Origin of the sequence: Klebsiella sp. HMSC09D12 (assembly GCF_001808475.1) — a bacterium.
GTDB lineage: Bacteria > Pseudomonadota > Gammaproteobacteria > Enterobacterales > Enterobacteriaceae > Klebsiella > Klebsiella oxytoca.
Window position 1 is genome coordinate 104,229 of record NZ_KV793511.1, and the last position, 16,475, is coordinate 120,703.

Consider the following 16,475-nt stretch of genomic DNA (forward strand, 5'->3'; position numbering starts at 1 on the left):
ATGACGTCCTCGGTAAATGCTACGTTATCCGTTGATTATCCTGCGACGCGGGTGAATATTTTTTGATAATCCGTGGCAGAAATGAGTTTTTCCAGATGCGAGACCAGTTCTGCCAGACCCCGCTCGTCTTCAACGGTGAAGCGGGAATGCGCCGTGCTATCGATGTCTAGGACGCCGATGGTTTGATTGTTCACCCGTAGCGGGAAGACAATTTCCGAATTGCTGGCGGCATCGCAGGCGATGTGGCCATCAAAGGCGTGAACATCCTCGACCCGCTGCACGCGATTCTGCGCGACGGCAGTCCCGCATACGCCGCGTCCTACCGGAATACGCACGCAGGCCAGCTTGCCCTGGAACGGCCCGAGGATGAGAGTATCGCCTTCCAGCAGATAGAAACCGGCCCAGTTCACTTCCGCCAGTCGTTCAAATAACAGCGCGCTGGTATTTGAGATCATCGCCAGGAAGCTGGTTTCGCCTGCCATTAACGCCTGAAAATCGCGGTTTAAATCCGCGTAGAATTCTGATTTGTTCATTATATGATCGCTTAGTTGTCTTACTGCCTTACACTTACAGCCTAATAAAATAAGCTTTAAATGCATTCATGCTCAAGATGAATTCATTCCTGAGTTAAGATAGAGAGATACATTCATTTCTGTAAGTTATAAATGCCACTAAAAACACCCAGGATTACGCCAGCAAAAAAGATGATCGTCTACTCGGTCAGCGCCCCTGTTGCGCACGCTCACTATCAGCGCTGCCCACAGTGCGACCTGCTGTTTAGTTTACCGGTCCTCAAAAAGAATCAAAGCGCCTGGTGCCCTCGCTGCAACGCCAAAGTGCGCGATGGCCGCGACTGGTCGCTTACCCGGCTGGGCAGCATGGCGATCGCTATGCTGCTGCTGATGCCTTTTGCGTGGAGCGAACCGCTGCTACGTTTGCATCTGCTGGGCGTGCGTATCGACGCTAACGTCCTTCAGGGCATCTGGCAAATGACCGGCCAGGGCGATCCGCTCACGGCGGCGATGGTGCTCTTTTGCGCGGTCGTCGCGCCGGTGCTGCTGGTGGTGTCAATCGCCTACCTGTGGTTGGGCAACGTGCTGGGCATGAATCTGCGACCGATACTGCTGATGCTGGAGCGGCTCAAGGAGTGGGTAATGCTGGATATTTACCTGGTTGGCATCGGCGTCGCCTCCATTAAAGTGCAGGATTACGCCTTCCTGCAGCCGGGTATCGGGCTTGTCGCCTATATTTCCCTCACGCTGCTCAGTATCCTGACGCTTATCCATATGAACGTTGAAGAGCTCTGGGAGCGTTTTTATCCCCAGCGCCCGGCGCTGCGCCCGGATGAAAATCTTCAGGTCTGTCTGGGCTGCCATTATACCGGACATCGCGATGCGCGCGGGCGCTGCCGCCGCTGCCACACGCCTCTGCGCCATCGACGCCGGCAAAGCCTGCAAAAGAGCTGGGCTGCGCTGATCGCATCACTGGTTTTCCTGCTTCCTGCCAACCTGCTGCCGATCTCGATCATCTACGTCAACGGCGCGCGTCAGGAAGACACCATCCTTTCCGGCATTATGTCGCTGGCCAGCAGCAACGTCGCCATCGCCGGGGTGGTGTTCATCGCCAGTATTCTGGTCCCATTCACCAAAGTTATTGTATTGTTTACCCTGCTGGTCAGCATACAATTCAAGTGTGAACAGGGGCTACGTACCCGCATCCTGCTGCTGCGGCTGATTACCTGGATCGGCCGCTGGTCTATGTTGGATCTTTTTGTCATCGCATTAACCATGTCGCTGATCAACCGCGATCAGCTCCTCGCGTTTACGATGGGGCCCGCCGCGGTCTATTTTGGCGCCGCGGTAATTTTAACTATCCTTGCTGTTGAATGGCTGGACAGCCGCTTACTTTGGGACGCACATGAGTCAGGAAACGCCCGCTTCGCCGACTGAAGCCAAGATTAAAACTAAACGCCGCATTTCACCGTTCTGGCTGCTGCCGGTCATCGCGCTGCTGATTGCCGGTTGGCTGATTTGGACCAGCTATCAGGATCGCGGTACGACGATCGTCATCGACTTCCAGTCGGCCAACGGCATCGTTCCGGGACGGACGCCTATCCGCTATCAGGGGGTAGAAGTCGGTACGGTCGAGAATATCTCGCTAAGCAAAGATCTGAGTAAAATCGAGGTTTCTGCCAGCGTCAAAGGCGATATGAAAGATGCGCTGCGCAAGGAGACCCAGTTCTGGCTGGTGACGCCGAAAGCCTCGCTTGCCGGCGTGTCCGGCCTGGATGCGCTGGTTGGCGGCAACTATATCGGCATGATGCCAGGTCAGGGCGAGCCCGAGGATCATTTTGTCGCCCTCGATACCCAGCCGAAGTACCACATTAATAACGGCGAGCTGATGATCCATCTCAAGTCAGCGGATTTAGGCTCGTTAACCAGCGGTTCGCTGGTCTACTTCCGTAAGATTCCGGTCGGCCGGGTGTATGACTACGCCATTAATCCGAACAATCAGGGCGTCACGATTGATGTACTGATCGAGCGGCGTTTCACCAATCTGGTGAAAAAAGAGAGCCGCTTCTGGAACGTATCCGGCGTAAAGGCGGACGTCAGCCTGAGCGGAGCTAAAGTTCAGCTGGACAGCCTCTCCGCGCTGGTGAACGGCGCTATCGCCTTTGATTCCCCCGATGATTCTCCGCAGGCTCAGCAGAATACCGATTATCACTTATACGAAGACCTGGCGCACAGCCAGCGCGGAGTGGTGGTTAAACTGGACCTTCCGGACGGCGCAGGGTTAAAAGCGGGCTCTACACCGCTGATGTATCAGGGTCTGGAGGTCGGCCAGCTCAGTAAACTGAATCTCAATGCTGACGGGAAAGTCACCGGCGAAATGACCGTCGATCCCAGCGTCGTCAGCTTGCTGCGCGAGAAGACGCTGATTCAGATGAAGAAGCCGAAAATCTCGCTGGATAATCCCAGCGTCAGCGCCCTGCTGACCGGTACCACCTTTGAGCTGGTCCCCGGCGAGGGTGAACCGCGCAACCAGTTTGCGGTGCTGCCTGCCGATAAATCCATCCTGGAAGAACCGGATGTCGCAACCGTCACGCTCACCGCGCCAGAAAGCTACGGTATTGATGCCGGGCAGCCGCTGCTCCTGCACGGCGTTCAGATTGGCCAGGTTCTGGAGCGCAAGCTAAACGCCGACGGCGTCACTTTCCAGGTCGCAGTCATGCCCGAGTACCGTTCACTGGTGCGCGGCGACAGCAAATTCGTGGTCAATAGCCGTATCGACGTCAAAGTCGGTATTGATGGCGTGGAGTTCCTCGGCGCCAGCGCCAGCGAATGGGTCAACGGCGGGATCCGCATTATTCCGGGCGACAAAGGGGCGATGCAAAGCCGCTATCCGCTGTACGCCAACCAGGAAAAAGCGCTGGAAAACAGCATGAGCGATCTGCCGACCACCACTCTCACGCTCTCAGCTGAGACGCTGCCGGACGTCCAGGCAGGATCGGTGGTGCTGTATCGTAAATTCGCAGTCGGGGAAATCATCACCGTTCAGCCGCGCAAGAACGCTTTTGAGATCAACATCCATATCAAACCGGAATATCGCCATCTGCTCACCAGTAACAGCGTGTTCTGGGCCGAAGGCGGCGCGAAAGTGCAGCTTAACGGCAGCGGCCTGACGGTTCAGGCCTCCCCGCTCTCCCGCGCGCTGAAAGGCGCGATAAGCTTTGATAATCTGAGCGGCGCCAGCGCCAGCGCGCGTATCGATAATAAACGCGTGCTGTATGCGTCGGAAACCGCCGCCCGCGCGGTGGGTGGCCAGATAACCCTGCACGCCTTTGACGCCGGTAAAATCGCCGAAGGTATGCCGATTCGCTACCTGGGGATTGATATTGGGCAGATCCAATCGCTGAATTTAATTACCGCGAAAAACGAAGTGCAGGCGAAAGCGGTTCTCTATCCGGAATACGTCAACACCTTCGCCCGCGCCGGCACGCGTTTCTCGGTGATTACTCCGCAGATTTCCGCAGCGGGCGTCGAGCATCTGGATACGCTCTTCCAGGCCTATATTAACGTGGAGCCGGGACGCGGTGCGCCGCGCCGTGATTTTGAAATTCAGGAAACCACGATTAGCGATTCACGTTATATCGACGGCCTGAGCATTATCGTCGAAGTACCCGAAGCCGGTTCGCTGGGTATCGGCACGCCGGTGCTGTTCCGCGGGCTTGAAGTCGGTACGGTTACCGGCCTGATGCTCGGTTCGATGTCGGATCGCGTCATGGTACAGCTGCGTATCAGTAAACGTTATCAGTATCTGGTGCGCAACAACTCGGTGTTCTGGCTGGCTTCTGGTTATAGCCTCGACTTTGGCCTGATCGGCGGCGTGGTGAAAACCGGTACCTTCAATCAGTTCATTCGCGGCGGCATCGCTTTTGCGACGCCTCCGGGTACGCCGCTGGCGCCGAAAGCGCAGGATGGTAAACACTTCCTGCTGCTGGAGAGTGAACCGAAAGAGTGGCGCGAATGGGGTACCGCCCTGCCGCGCTAAGCATAACAGGCTCCGGTGTCCGTCGCCGGAGCCTTTATGGTAAACTACGCCCCCTTTTTTCGTTGTGGTGCGCTCCCCGTGGCTCAAAACGCTGTCTATCTTCCTGAAGAATTCCTCGCTCAAATGCGTACGGCAATGCCGACGCATCTCTCTTTCGCTGACTTTATCGCCGCCTGCCAGCGCCCCCTGCGCCGAAGCCTTCGCGTAAATACGCTAAAAATCAGCGTGGCTGACTTTTTGCAGCTGGTCGCCCCCTACGGCTGGCAGCTAACGCCGGTACCCTGGTGTGAGGAGGGTTTTTGGATCGATCGCGAGGAAGACGACGCCCTGCCGCTGGGCAGCACCGCTGAACATCTCAGCGGGCTGTTTTACATCCAGGAAGCGAGCTCCATGCTGCCAGTCGCCGCGCTGTTTGCCGACGGAAATATGCCGAACCGGGTGATGGACGTCGCCGCCGCGCCGGGGTCAAAAACCACCCAGATCGCCGCGCGCATGGGCAATAAAGGCGGGATCCTGGCCAACGAATATTCCGCCAGCCGGGTTAAAGTGCTGCACGCCAATATCAGCCGCTGCGGGATCGGCAACGTGGCGCTGACCCATTTTGATGGGCGCGTATTCGGCGCCGCGCTGCCGGAGTGTTTTGACGCGATTCTCCTCGACGCCCCCTGCTCCGGCGAAGGCGTGGTACGGAAAGACCCCGATGCGTTAAAAAACTGGTCGCCGGAAAGCAACGCCAGTATCGCCGAGACCCAGCGCGAGCTTATCGACAGCGCGTTTCATGCGCTTCGCCCCGGCGGCACGCTGGTCTACTCCACCTGTACCCTGAACCGGCAAGAAAACGAAGACGTGGTCAACGGACTACTGGCGCGCTATCCGCAGGCGGCAGAGGTACTGCCGCTCGGTTCGCTGTTCCCGCAGGCCAGCGAGGCGCTAACCGAAGAGGGTTTCCTGCACGTGTTCCCGCAGATTTTCGATTGCGAAGGCTTCTTCGTCGCCCGTCTGCGTAAAACCGCCGCCATCGCACCGCTGCCGGCGCCGGGTTATAAGGTCGGTAAATTCCCCTTTATCCCGCTTAAAAGCCGCGAATCGGCCGCCATTGCGACCGCAGCTGCCGCCGTTGGCCTGCATTGGGACGCTGACCATACGCTCTGGCAGCGGGATAAAGAAATCTGGCTATTCCCTCACGCGCTCGAGTCGCTATTCGGCAAAGTGCGCTTTTCCCGCATCGGTATCCGTCTTGCCGAAACCCACAACAAAGGCTATCGCTGGCAGCACGAAGCGGTCATTGCGCTTGCCGCGCCTGATGCCCCTTTTGAGCTGACCCAGGCCGAAGCGGAAGAGTGGTACCGCGGTCGTGACGTCTATCCTGCAGTACCGCCGCAGCAAGATGATGTTATTGTCACGTTTCAGGGCGCGCCGCTGGGACTGGCGAAAAAAATCGGCTCGCGTTTAAAAAACAGCTATCCCCGTGAACTGGTGCGCGACGGAAAGCTTTTTAGCACTAAAGCGTGATGACGAACGGAAAAACAGCATTTTTTCACTGGCGCTTTGCGCACCTTTGTCTACGCTGAAAAATGGCGGCCTTAACTGGTCGTACCACAAATCAGCAGATCCACGGGGTGAATTTATGAGTAAAACCAGCGTACGTATCGGCGCGTTTGAAATAGACGACGCCGAACTGCACGGCGAACAGCAGGGAGAGCGAACGTTAAGCATACCCTGCAAATCCGATCCGGATTTATGTATGCAGCTAGATGCATGGGACGCGGACACCAGCGTACCCGCCATACTTGATGGTGAACATTCCGTCCTCTACCGTAAGCACTACGATCGTCAGTCCGATGCCTGGATCATGCGTCTCGCCTGATTCAAAGGAACCCGTCGCCTGAGACGGGTTATTTATTCCCCCTGCTTTCCCGACATCTCCTACACTTATAACTATGTTTTTCAGGATATGAGACCGGGATGTTTGCCTTAGTGCTGTTTATTTGTTACCTCGACGGAGGCTGTGAAGATATCGTTGTGGATGTGTACGATAACGAACGGCAGTGCACCGCAGCGATGGACGATCAGCGAATACGTCACGGCGGCTGCTTTCCGGTAGAGGATTTTATCGATAGTTTCTGGCTGCCCGCCCAGGAGTACAGTGACTTTTAGCCCGTCCTCTGTAGCGCCGCCAGGGTTAACTCCCCGCCAAATACCGCCCCGGTATCAATATAGTGCTGATTATCGTAGTCGTAACGCCGTTTAAGCGGCGTATGGCCGAACCAGAAGTGGTCAGCACCGGCAATCGCGCCGTGACGCCCGGAGAGATGATCGGTAAGACGCTGTCGGCTCCACAGCACCTGATGCTCATCCACCGCCTGCTGCCAGCGATAAAGCGTCGCCGGATAATCCGCATGGGCGATAACATGGACTTGCTCAGCGCTGTGGAGCTCAATAATCAGCGGCAGATGACGGCAGCGGGCGATAAGCGGCGCGAGGCGCTCTTTCTGCTGTTCTGAGCGTTGCGTATACCAGCCGCCGCCGTTCATTTCCCAGAGCATCGGTTCGCCATCGGCAAGCGTATCCAGCGCCATCTGTTCATGGTTGCCGCGCACCGCGAAAAACCAGCGATAGCGCAGTAAATCCAGACACTCCGCGCTTTGCGGCCCACGATCGATCAGATCGCCCACGGAAAGAAGCAGGTCCTGGTAAGGATCGAACCTGCGCTCGCGAAGGGCTTCCATCAGCCGCGCAAAGCAGCCGTGCAGGTCGCCAACCAGCCAGATATTACGCCAGGCGGAACCGTTAATACGCTGATACATATTTCGTCCTCCTGACCTAATTATAGGAAAATTCTCCCGCTGCCGCGGGCGTAATATTGCCACCTCAATCGAGTTTAAACGAAAGCCAAATATAGTCCGCCAGGGCATTAAGCTCCTCACGATATATCCCTAGAATAGAGGCTAAATAACAACGAGGTATTCATCGTGACAGATAACAGCCTGCATTCAGCCGGGGTCGTTGAACGACGCCCCAATCTTATTGCCGACCTGGTGATGGGGCGACTCACCCCTGCACCCATCTGGCAAAAACGTAATTACCGGCTGAAGTTTTTACTGCGCACGGCATTATTTTATGCGCCAACGCGCAGCATGCTGGAGAGCCTGTCGGCGCGCGCGGACTTCAATCAGCTACTGACCGCTCAGGTGACTCTGCCGGGCAAGGTTCATCGTCAGTATTTAACCCGCGGGCTCAACGCCAGCCAGCGCGCGCACGCGATTATCAGCCACTACCAGTTTGTCGACTCGCTGGGCGGATCGCGCCTGGCTGATGCCATGACCGCAGCGAATGAGCTGCCGCTGCTTGAGCTGGCAGGCAAGGACGACAGCCGGTTTACGCTTTCCGCCTCTTCGGCGGGCAAAGCTGAACGCGAGGGTGAAACGACCCTATGGCTGCGCGATGGCGATGGGATCGTGCTCGCCAGCGCGACTTTTAGCGTTTCCCGTCAGCAGGATCGCTGGCAGTTAACTATTGGCGGCCTGCAGGGGCCGCGTAGCAATATTTCGCATGAAGTGATTAAACGAGCAACCCGCGCCTGCTACGGTCTGTTCCCGAAACGCCTGCTGATGGAGTTTATCTGGCTAATGGCGGCGCGTTGCGGCATTCAACATATTTACGGAGTCAGCGATAACGGTCACGTCTTCCGCGCGCTGCGCTATCGTCTGAGCAAAGGGCGCCATTTCCACGCCAGCTATGATGAATTCTGGCAATCTATCGAAGGGGTAGCCGACGGTGCATGGCGCTGGCGCTTACCACTGAAGCTGGAAAGAAAGACGCTTGAGAGCATTGCCAGTAAGAAGCGCGCTGAATATCGTCGCCGCTTCCAGCTGCTGGATGATATGGCTGCGCAGATGACAATTCTCATCGATTAACGCTGCAAACGTTTCATCAACGCCGTTTAGCACAGCGGCGTTTGCATCTTCTACGCCGCTTTAGTTACTATCATAACTTCGTTGTACTCCTTGCGGACGGCTAGTGAAGTTATGAGCAAAACAGAAATACTCCTGCTGGCTATCCTGTTGATTATTTTGTCCGCTGCTCTCTGGTTTATTTTTAGTGACGAAATATGGTTCATTGTTAGCTACCTTGAAACAACGCTGTACCCCTCTTTTGTGACGCCAGAATAATGCCCTGGGCGTTATTTCTTTGTCGCCTCTAAGCTGCCTATCCTTTCTTTGCAATACCTCGGACAAGCGCCGTTAAAATAATAGGCAAAAAATTTAAGGCGTTTTCTTATCTATTATTCTATTTGTCATACAAATGTGTATACTGGGTCACTTCCGATGTTGGCCCGTAAAGTTCACCTGCACTATGGGCCTGATTTCGTGCAGGTGTTTTCTCCTCGTTGTCGCTCAACCGCACGGTAAGTGTCTACACACGCCTTTTTGTCCAGATTTTTTGTTTCAAACTTTGCGCCCGATTGTGATTTTAAAAAAATCGCATTCTCTTTTCGCTCCTTCAAAAAACAAAGGAAACACATAAAACCAACAAAATATTAACATAAGGAATTTTATTTCAACAGAATAGCAATAAATCAGACTAAAAAACTATTTCACAACCAAAACACAGTCATAAACGCAAAGTTACCCATATCCCACAGAAGTAGCTATACGTTAACCAACAAAACCGTGGTTGTTAAACGGTGACCCACGACTATCGCTACATTGTTGTTTTTCTTCAGCGGCTTTCCACTAAGAGGTTTTCGATGAACGTGAAAACGATATCGCGCAGTATCCTGGGCGGCTTACTGAGCGCCATAGTTCTTACGCAACCGGCTTCCGCAGCGGGAACATTAAGCGGCCAGATTAGTGTTCAGGTCACACTTGGCAGCGGCTGCAGCGTATCGAACGTCCGAAATGGAGAAAACAACCGCTGGGGCACGATTAATTTCGGCGCCTACGGTGATTTAGCCAACTCCATTGATGCAAGCGTCACCGGAAGCGGCGGAGGTAACGCGCTTACCGTGACCTGTACCGAAGATCTTGACTCAACGCTGACGCTGGACGGCGGCCAGTATGGCGATGCTGCTCTGCGTTACATGAAAAACGCGGCAGGAAACCAGCAGATTGCTTATCGGCTCTATGCCGATGCCGGCCGCAGTCAGGAAATTTTACCCGGCGGAACAATCGCTATCGTAGGCACAGGCAACCCGCAGGCTATCCCCGTTTTTGCCCGTATTCGCCCCGAAGACCAGAGCGTCAACGCGCCGACAGCCGATGTGTATGACGACATCGTAACCGCAACGTTAACCTGGTAATCGCATAAGGAAAATGGGCGTCATGCTTCGACCAGAGTGGCTTATATTATTTCTGCTTTTTACCTCGGGCGCCCACGCCGCTACTGTCCAGAAGACCTTCAAAGTCTCCGCGCAGATAACCGCTGGCTGCGCGCTTGGCGCGGGGGATGGCTCCCAAACGACGGATTTCGGCACCTTGAGTTTTGGCACTCTGTCATCGCTTTATAACAATGTTGATGTCGCCAGTACTTCCGGCGCCGGCTCAATCATCGTGACCTGTACCCCCGGCACCGCTATCTCAATCGCTCTCGACTATGGCGTAAACGGCGGTTCGGCCACCCGGCGCTATATGTCGAACGGCGGCGGCAACACGCTGGCCTATCAGCTTTATCAGGATGCCAACCGCGCTAACGTTTGGGGCAACAGTACTCTGGCCCTGAGCGTTGCATCATTTCCGAGCTCCACGCAAACCTATACGGTTTATGGCCGCCTTTTTGCCACGAATGGCTTCCCGGCGGTGGGCTCCTATACCGACACGGTCACCGTCACGCTGACCTATTAAATCATCACAGGTTAACTATGATTCGCTGTAGATTTGCGCTGTTTACATTCGCTTTATCTCTCCCCTGCTCCGTTATGGCCGCAAGCTCCGTCCTCGTTTGGCCCATCTTCCAGACTATCGAAAGCCACGAAAAGGGGTCAGAGCTGTGGCTGGAAAACCGCGGCGCTACCCCGGTTAATTTACAGCTGCGCGTTTTTTCCTGGGACCAAAAAGGGTCGTCCGATGCCTATGCCGATCAGCGTGACGTCGTCGCCAGCCCACCTTTTACCACCGTCGCGCCCGGCCAGCGTCAGCTGGTACGGTTGATGCGCATCGCCCCCGTCACGGCTGGCAAAGAACAATCCTACCGTATTGTTATCGATGAGATTCCTGCCGCTGAACCGACGGCGCAGAAGGAACAGAATTCCGCCGGACTGAAAATGCGCATGCGCTATGTCCTGCCGTTGTTTACCTACGGACAGGGCATCAACCCGCTGAAGAACAATGGATCCGTGGAAGCGGTAAGAACCACGCTGCGCTGGTCGCTCTCGCGGCAAAATAGCCGCCAGACGCTGTGCATCGACAATACCGGCAATCAGCATGCCCGGCTCAGCGCGGTTTACTGGGCCAATGCCGGTGGCAAGGGCCAGATAGCTCAGGCCAATGGCCTGCTCGGCTACGTGCTGGCGCAGAAAAAGAGCTGTTTCCCGCTGGTGGGAAACGCTTCAGTCCCCTCAGGCATGCACCTGTTCGCGAAATTAACAGATAACGGCCAGGCGGTGGAAATTCCGGCGGATCGTTGATAATGCGCGATCTGAAAAGGGCAGCGACCGGAGGGCTGTTGGCACTAGCGTCGGTAACGGCCTGCGCTGCGACCTATGATTCGTTGCCTGCGCCAGCAGCTTCATACAGCGATAAGCAGGAGTATGAGCTGTATCTCAGCGTATCGGTCAACGGGAATCTCCTGGCGAGCGCCGCTCCTGTAAAGGTTATTGCGGGTCGCTATTGGATCGCCGCCGAGGTTTTGCGCCAGGCGCATATTCCCTTACAGACCCAAGATGCGCTGGTTGACGTGACGACGATCCCCTCGGTTAAAGTGGAATACGATCGGCCGGGGCAAATGCTCAATCTCCGGGTGCCGGACAATTGGCTTCCCGAGCAGCGCATCGGGGAGACGACGGGACAAAACTACCAGGCCGCGATAAGCAGTCCCGGCATGTTATTTAACTATGACGCTTACAGCCTCTTCTCGTCCGGCGGAACGCAAACCACCAGCACCTATACCGAGACGCGCCTCTTCGGGCCGCCAGGCGTTCTTTCTAACAATGCCGTCATCCGGCAAAACTGGTCTTCGACGGGCTACGAGCAGCAGGGCTTTATGCGTTACGACACCCTGTGGAAATACAGCGACAGCGAACAGATGATTAGCTACCAGGCCGGGGATGTGGTCAGTAACGCCCTGACCTGGAGCAGTTCAGTACGAATGGGAGGACTCCGGCTGAGCCGTAACTTCAGCGTTCGCCCGGATCTGGTGACGTATCCGCTGCTCAATTTATCCGGCAGCGCGGCGGTTCCTTCAAGCGTCGATCTGTTTATTAACGGCTATAAAACCAGCTCCGCGCAAATCAATGGTGGCCCCTATACGCTGACCAACGTTCCCTGGATCAGCGGCGCCGGCGAAGCTACCGTGGTGACCACCGATGCCCTCGGTCGTCAGGTGTCCACCAGCATTCCTTTTTATGTCTCCAACACCCTGCTACGCGAAGGCCTGAGTGATTTTGATTTCACCCTTGGGGCCCTGCGCAACAACTACGGTATCAAGAGTGCCGATTATGGCGCCGGCGCGCTGAGCGCAATTTATCGCTATGGAGTCAACAACTGGCTCACGCTGTCGACGCATACGGAAGACCGCAAAGGATTAACCAATGCCGGAATAGGCAGCGATATCGGCGTGGGGAACCTGGGCACCCTCAGCCTATCGACCAGCGCCAGCCGGGGCGACGGCAGCGGCAATCAACTCACCGCCGGATACTCTTATTACGCCAGCAGCTGGGGAGTGAACTATCAGCATATTCGCCGCAGCGCCGACTACAACAACCTCAGCACCTACGGTTCTGTCGCCGCATTAAGCCGTCAGTCAGATCAGGCGACGCTGAGCCTGAGCCCATGGGACAGAGCGCTCGGATCTTTCAGCATTGGCTATTTTGATATCAAAGCCGAGGATAATTCACATACCCGGCTCATGAACCTCTCCTGGAGCCGCAGCCTGTGGCAAAGCAGCAGCCTCAACCTGAGCGTAAACCGCGATCTGCAGGACAATAGCTACGCCAGCATGTTGCAAATCATTATCCCTTTCGATTCGCAAAGCTCCGTGCAGCTAAGCGGTCAACGATCCAGCTCAGGCCAATGGGGGGAAAATATCAACGTTAGTCGCTCTGCCCCGGCGGAAGGCGGGCTGGGCTGGAACCTCGCCCATTCGATCGGCGACAATAACTATAGTCAGGCGGATCTGACCTGGATTAATCGCGTGTCCACGCTGAGCGGTGGCTATTACGGGTCGCGTGACGATCATCACAGCTGGTTTGAGGCCGCAGGCTCGGTCGTGCTGATGGATAACAGTCTGTTTTTCGCCCGGCAAATTAACGACGCCTTTATCGTCGTTTCTACCGGCAACTATCCAAACATTGCGGTGAATTATGAAAACCGCAAAGTCGGCGTGACCGATAAAAATGGTCATCTGCTGATCCCCTGGGCTTCGGCGTGGTATCCGGGAAAGGTCACCCTCGATACGCTGCCGTTGCCCACGGATACCGAAGCCGTCACGGTGGAAAAACGCATCGCCGTACGCGAAGGCAGCGGCGCGCTGGTTGATTTCCCGGTTAACCGCGTGCGCTCGGCAACGCTCATCTTCGTCGATGCTCAGGGACAACCGCTACCGGTCGGTACGCCGGTGGAGGAAGTTAATAGTCAACAGCGCGCCCTGGTGGGCTACGACGGCGTGGTCTGGTTCTCGCACCTCGGGCGCATTAACGAAGTCAAAATAAATGCCGGAGAGCTTCGATGCAGCATCCCGTTCGAGCTTCCGGAGACCACGCCGGTTCCGCAGCGGATAGGCCCGGTCAGCTGTCCCTCTTCATAGCGGAGATAAGATTGAAAAATATTATCCGGGTATTCGTGATGCTTTTAGCGCTTGGGCAAGCCAGCAACGCGCTGGCCGCCTGCAGCATCAAAACCAGTGCGCCAGCGATCGGCCCTGTCGATTCCTTTACGCTCTACAGCGCGCCTCAGGGCGTGATGGCGGGCGCGGGGTTTTACTGCACCCCGGAACTGGTGGCGCTGAACTCGACCAACACGCTAAGCGCTACCCTGGCGTCGGCTAACCAGAGCAACAGAGTGCCCCGGCTGCTTAACGGCGCCGGCGATGCCATCCCTTACAGCATCTGTTCTGACGCATCCTGCTCGCCGGCCTATCAGGATGGCGGCGTAATAAGCTGGTCCAGGACAACGCTGCTTGAGCTGCTGGGGCTATTTAACTCGAGCGATGGCACCATGCCGCTCTACTTCAGAACCACCCCGGGAGCCAACGTGCCCGCCGGAACCTATAGCGATGTCTTAACCATTACCTGGGTGTATCGTTTTTGCTACGTCGGGCTCGATCTACTGGGCATTAAGATATGTATTCCGAATAACGGCACCCTGGTCTCTACGGTCAACGTATCGGTGAGGGTGACCAATTTTTGCTATATCGACAGCGCGCCGGACGTCGAGTTTGCCCCTGCCGCCCTCCCGTCCGGTTTTAGTTCCTACAGCGGCCAGCTTGCCATTCGCTGCACAAAAAACGCGGCCTACACCGTCAATCTCGCCAGTACTAACGCCAGCGTCGGCGACTGGCGGCAGATGAGCCAGCCCATCGCTAACCAACCGACTGCCTTTTTGCAGTATCAATTTTACCAGCCCAACGGCAGCGCCTGGACGGAAAATAACAATCTCAGCGTGACCGGCTCCGGCGCCGCGCAATCTGCAAGCTACACCCTGAAGATTAACCCGAACCAGAGCAACCAGCCTGCGGGAACCTACAGCGATACCGTCCTGGTGACGGTGAGCTATTAAAAGGTTAGCAGGCGATTTTTTTGTAAAAGAAATGTTTAGGAAATTATTGTTGTGGTATAAGAAAAAAGCCCCGAAAAAAGCTGCTGGGGTTTTTAGAAGGGAATCTGCGATTGCTGAAAAAAGATAAAAAAAGACCGAACACGATTCCTGTATTCGGTCCAGGGAAATGGCTCTTGGGAGAGAGCCGTGCGCTAAAAGTTGGCATTAATGCAGGCTAAGTCGCCTTGCCTTATAAGAATAGTTTACCGTGTCAGGTTTTCCAGTCCGTGACAAAAGGGAACCAATAATTCCTCTCAGGATTGCGTATGCCTACAAAAAACCGCCGCTCCCGGAATGGGGAGATGGCGGTTATTTTTATGTAAAAACAGTAGGATGAAAATATCGATCAGCAGAGTTTCTGCGCGCGCTCAATAAATGGCGCCAGGCTCATTTTTTGTCCCGGCTGCTGCGGATCGTCAATCTGGATCACAGAAATCGGCTGCGCGTTGGTCTTACCGTCTTTCATCTGCTGCTCGGCGATGTCGTTTAACGGGTACTGCACCAGCGTGCTCGGATTGATGGCAAACAGCGCGTTGCCCGGACGGCAGGTCAGCATCACCTCTTCCCGATTAAACGCCCAGCTCTCCTTACCCACTTCAAAGCGGCTCACGGTAATCACCTGCGGCGCCGCCAGCGCAGCGCCAGAACTTGCCAATAACAACATTGTCAGAACGATTTTTTTCATGATTTAACCAGTTTATTCAGAAAGGTTCCCAGGTGGCAAACAGGCTGACGGCAAATAGCGCCAGCGCCCCCAGCGCAATTTCTATCTGCGTGGTCCGCACGATAAGCTGCTCCGCTCGCGTTCCGCCTGCCGACATGCGTGGCACCAGAACATACCGGTTCACCAGCGCAATTACCACCATTGCCGCCACCAGCGCACATTTGAGCAACAGCATACGCCCCCAGGGCGAGGCGCTGATGAGCCCGCCCTGGATCAACAGCGCATTCACTGCGCCGCTGGCGATAGCGCCAGCAACCGCCAGATGCCCGTAGCGTGAAAAACGCATCATGGTGGCAATCGCCGCCTGCCGCCAGCGACCGTGCGCCAGGCGAAGACAGTAGATAAACGGCAGCAGACCGCCAACCCAGCTGGCAACACAAAACAGATGAATAGCATGGTTGGTCCGCTGCACTATCCCCAGCCAGCCGTCGTTCATCGCGGCATGACCGACGCCGGCCAACAGCAGCAGCTGTGCGCAAAACAGGACCAGCAGCAAACGTCCCGATCGTCGGGGCTTCAGCCAGACCACCGCCAGCGCCACAAGGGCGAGTAAAATCTGCCATATCCACACGCTACCGAACTGCGTTCCGGCAACCGCCTGCCAGATAGCCGGCTGCCAGACGTCCGGCCAGCCGCTGCCCATCAGCCCACCCTGCGCCATCAGCATCAGCAGCGCCGACAGCGCGCTCGCCAGCAATAAATGGCGCATTAGCGGGTAGAAACGCTGCATCATTAAGCGGCGCAAGGTTACCGGCGCCCACCATGTCCCATAGAGGACACAGCCGAAAGCGACGATCAGCGAGATAAAATGGATAAAGCGTAAGCTGACATAGACTCCACTCAGCATCGGCTTACTTCACGGTAAAGGTGTATTGTCCTTTCGTCTTATGGCCATCAACGGAGACCACGTGCCAGTCAACGGTATATTCGCCCGGCGTCAGCGCCTGCTCAACCGGTACCGTCAGCTCGGCCTTATTACTGTCGCTGCGGACAGGTTTACCAAGGGTGATGGTATTCTGCTGCGGCCCGGTGAGGGTCACGCCGCTAAACTGCGTTTCGATGCCTTCAGAGAAGTTGAGGGTCAGCGCCTGGGGTGAAGCCGCCACCACCGCGCCGGCGGCCGGAAGCTGCTGTTGCAAATGGGCGTGGGCGAATGCGCCTGCTGCGCTGAGGCAACCGGCGAGAAACAGAGACAGACGCAGCGCGCGTCCGGCGATGATTGGCATAGT

Annotated in this window: 16 protein-coding genes and 1 pseudogene; 12 read left to right on the forward strand and 5 right to left on the reverse strand. The window is 55.9% G+C overall.

Going from position 1 to position 16,475, the window contains the following annotated elements:
- Positions 1 to 19: 19 nt before the first annotated feature.
- Positions 20 to 533, reverse strand: a pseudogene (locus tag HMPREF3178_RS27440) (GAF domain-containing protein).
- 132 nt (positions 534 to 665) lie between these two features.
- Between HMPREF3178_RS27440 and yebS the strand changes: the two are divergent.
- The 5 genes from yebS to HMPREF3178_RS27465 all read left to right on the forward strand — a co-directional run bounded on the left by yebS (position 666) and on the right by HMPREF3178_RS27465 (position 6,708).
- Positions 666 to 1,949: a membrane integrity lipid transport subunit YebS gene (gene yebS / locus HMPREF3178_RS27445; protein ID WP_017145645.1), complete on the forward strand. Its 1,284-nt coding sequence runs from the start codon at positions 666 to 668 to the stop codon at positions 1,947 to 1,949.
- Positions 1,918 to 4,551 (forward strand): PqiB family protein, encoded by a 2,634-nt coding sequence (locus HMPREF3178_RS27450; RefSeq protein WP_070585627.1) that lies wholly within the window; start codon positions 1,918 to 1,920, stop codon positions 4,549 to 4,551. Before yebS ends, HMPREF3178_RS27450 begins: the two co-directional genes overlap by 32 nt.
- Before the next feature lie 78 nt (positions 4,552 to 4,629).
- Positions 4,630 to 6,063 (forward strand): 16S rRNA (cytosine(1407)-C(5))-methyltransferase RsmF, encoded by a 1,434-nt coding sequence (gene rsmF, locus HMPREF3178_RS27455; protein WP_026055908.1) that lies wholly within the window; start codon positions 4,630 to 4,632, stop codon positions 6,061 to 6,063.
- A gap of 115 nt (positions 6,064 to 6,178) precedes the next feature.
- Positions 6,179 to 6,418: a YebV family protein gene (locus HMPREF3178_RS27460; RefSeq protein ID WP_004103329.1), complete on the forward strand. Its 240-nt coding sequence runs from the start codon at positions 6,179 to 6,181 to the stop codon at positions 6,416 to 6,418.
- A 98-nt stretch (positions 6,419 to 6,516) separates the two neighbouring features.
- A complete protein-coding gene (locus HMPREF3178_RS27465) occupies positions 6,517 to 6,708 on the forward strand; it encodes a YdfD/YebW family protein (RefSeq protein ID WP_004103330.1) in 192 nt (63 codons plus the stop codon).
- Here HMPREF3178_RS27465 and pphA read toward each other — a convergent pair.
- Complete coding sequence (pphA, locus tag HMPREF3178_RS27470) at positions 6,705 to 7,358, reverse strand: protein-serine/threonine phosphatase (protein WP_004113754.1); 654 nt, start codon at positions 7,356 to 7,358, stop codon at positions 6,705 to 6,707. The genes HMPREF3178_RS27465 and pphA overlap by 4 nt on opposite strands.
- 165 nt (positions 7,359 to 7,523) lie before the next feature.
- On the opposite strand from pphA, the gene HMPREF3178_RS27475 reads away from it, so the two are divergent.
- The 7 genes from HMPREF3178_RS27475 to HMPREF3178_RS27500 all read left to right on the forward strand — a co-directional run bounded on the left by HMPREF3178_RS27475 (position 7,524) and on the right by HMPREF3178_RS27500 (position 14,483).
- A complete protein-coding gene (locus HMPREF3178_RS27475) occupies positions 7,524 to 8,468 on the forward strand; it encodes a VirK/YbjX family protein (protein ID WP_004113756.1) in 945 nt (314 codons plus the stop codon).
- 111 nt (positions 8,469 to 8,579) lie between these two features.
- Entirely contained in the window at positions 8,580 to 8,723 is a 144-nt protein-coding gene (locus HMPREF3178_RS31395; protein WP_142447463.1) for an Ecr family regulatory small membrane protein, read from the forward strand.
- Between the two features lie 578 nt (positions 8,724 to 9,301).
- Positions 9,302 to 9,853, forward strand: coding sequence for a Csu type fimbrial protein (locus HMPREF3178_RS27480; RefSeq protein ID WP_017145644.1), 552 nt, complete (start codon positions 9,302 to 9,304; stop codon positions 9,851 to 9,853).
- Between the two features lie 22 nt (positions 9,854 to 9,875).
- Positions 9,876 to 10,394 carry a Csu type fimbrial protein gene (locus tag HMPREF3178_RS27485; RefSeq protein WP_023321220.1) on the forward strand — a complete coding sequence of 173 codons (519 nt, stop codon included), beginning with the start codon at positions 9,876 to 9,878 and terminating at the stop codon, positions 10,392 to 10,394.
- A gap of 17 nt (positions 10,395 to 10,411) precedes the next feature.
- Positions 10,412 to 11,176 (forward strand): fimbrial biogenesis chaperone, encoded by a 765-nt coding sequence (locus HMPREF3178_RS27490; protein WP_004113760.1) that lies wholly within the window; start codon positions 10,412 to 10,414, stop codon positions 11,174 to 11,176.
- Between the two features lie 2 nt (positions 11,177 to 11,178).
- The gene (locus tag HMPREF3178_RS27495; RefSeq protein ID WP_017145642.1) at positions 11,179 to 13,512 is read left to right on the forward strand and encodes a fimbria/pilus outer membrane usher protein; all 2,334 of its coding nucleotides are present in this window, start codon (positions 11,179 to 11,181) and stop codon (positions 13,510 to 13,512) included.
- An 11-nt stretch (positions 13,513 to 13,523) separates the two neighbouring features.
- The gene (locus tag HMPREF3178_RS27500) at positions 13,524 to 14,483 is read left to right on the forward strand and encodes a Csu type fimbrial protein (RefSeq protein WP_004113762.1); all 960 of its coding nucleotides are present in this window, start codon (positions 13,524 to 13,526) and stop codon (positions 14,481 to 14,483) included.
- Between the two features lie 385 nt (positions 14,484 to 14,868).
- Here HMPREF3178_RS27500 and HMPREF3178_RS27505 read toward each other — a convergent pair whose 3' ends face one another.
- Genes HMPREF3178_RS27505 through yobA form a run of 3 tightly spaced genes read right to left on the reverse strand, consistent with a single transcriptional unit; the run spans position 14,869 to position 16,472 of the window.
- Positions 14,869 to 15,207 carry a YebY family protein gene (locus HMPREF3178_RS27505; RefSeq protein ID WP_004103344.1) on the reverse strand — a complete coding sequence of 113 codons (339 nt, stop codon included), beginning with the start codon at positions 15,205 to 15,207 and terminating at the stop codon, positions 14,869 to 14,871.
- A 16-nt stretch (positions 15,208 to 15,223) separates the two neighbouring features.
- Positions 15,224 to 16,093 carry a copper homeostasis membrane protein CopD gene (gene copD, locus HMPREF3178_RS27510; protein ID WP_004103346.1) on the reverse strand — a complete coding sequence of 290 codons (870 nt, stop codon included), beginning with the start codon at positions 16,091 to 16,093 and terminating at the stop codon, positions 15,224 to 15,226.
- Positions 16,094 to 16,097: 4 nt separating this feature from the next.
- Positions 16,098 to 16,472 (reverse strand): CopC domain-containing protein YobA, encoded by a 375-nt coding sequence (yobA, locus tag HMPREF3178_RS27515; RefSeq protein ID WP_004103348.1) that lies wholly within the window; start codon positions 16,470 to 16,472, stop codon positions 16,098 to 16,100.
- Between the last annotated feature and the right edge of the window lie 3 nt (positions 16,473 to 16,475).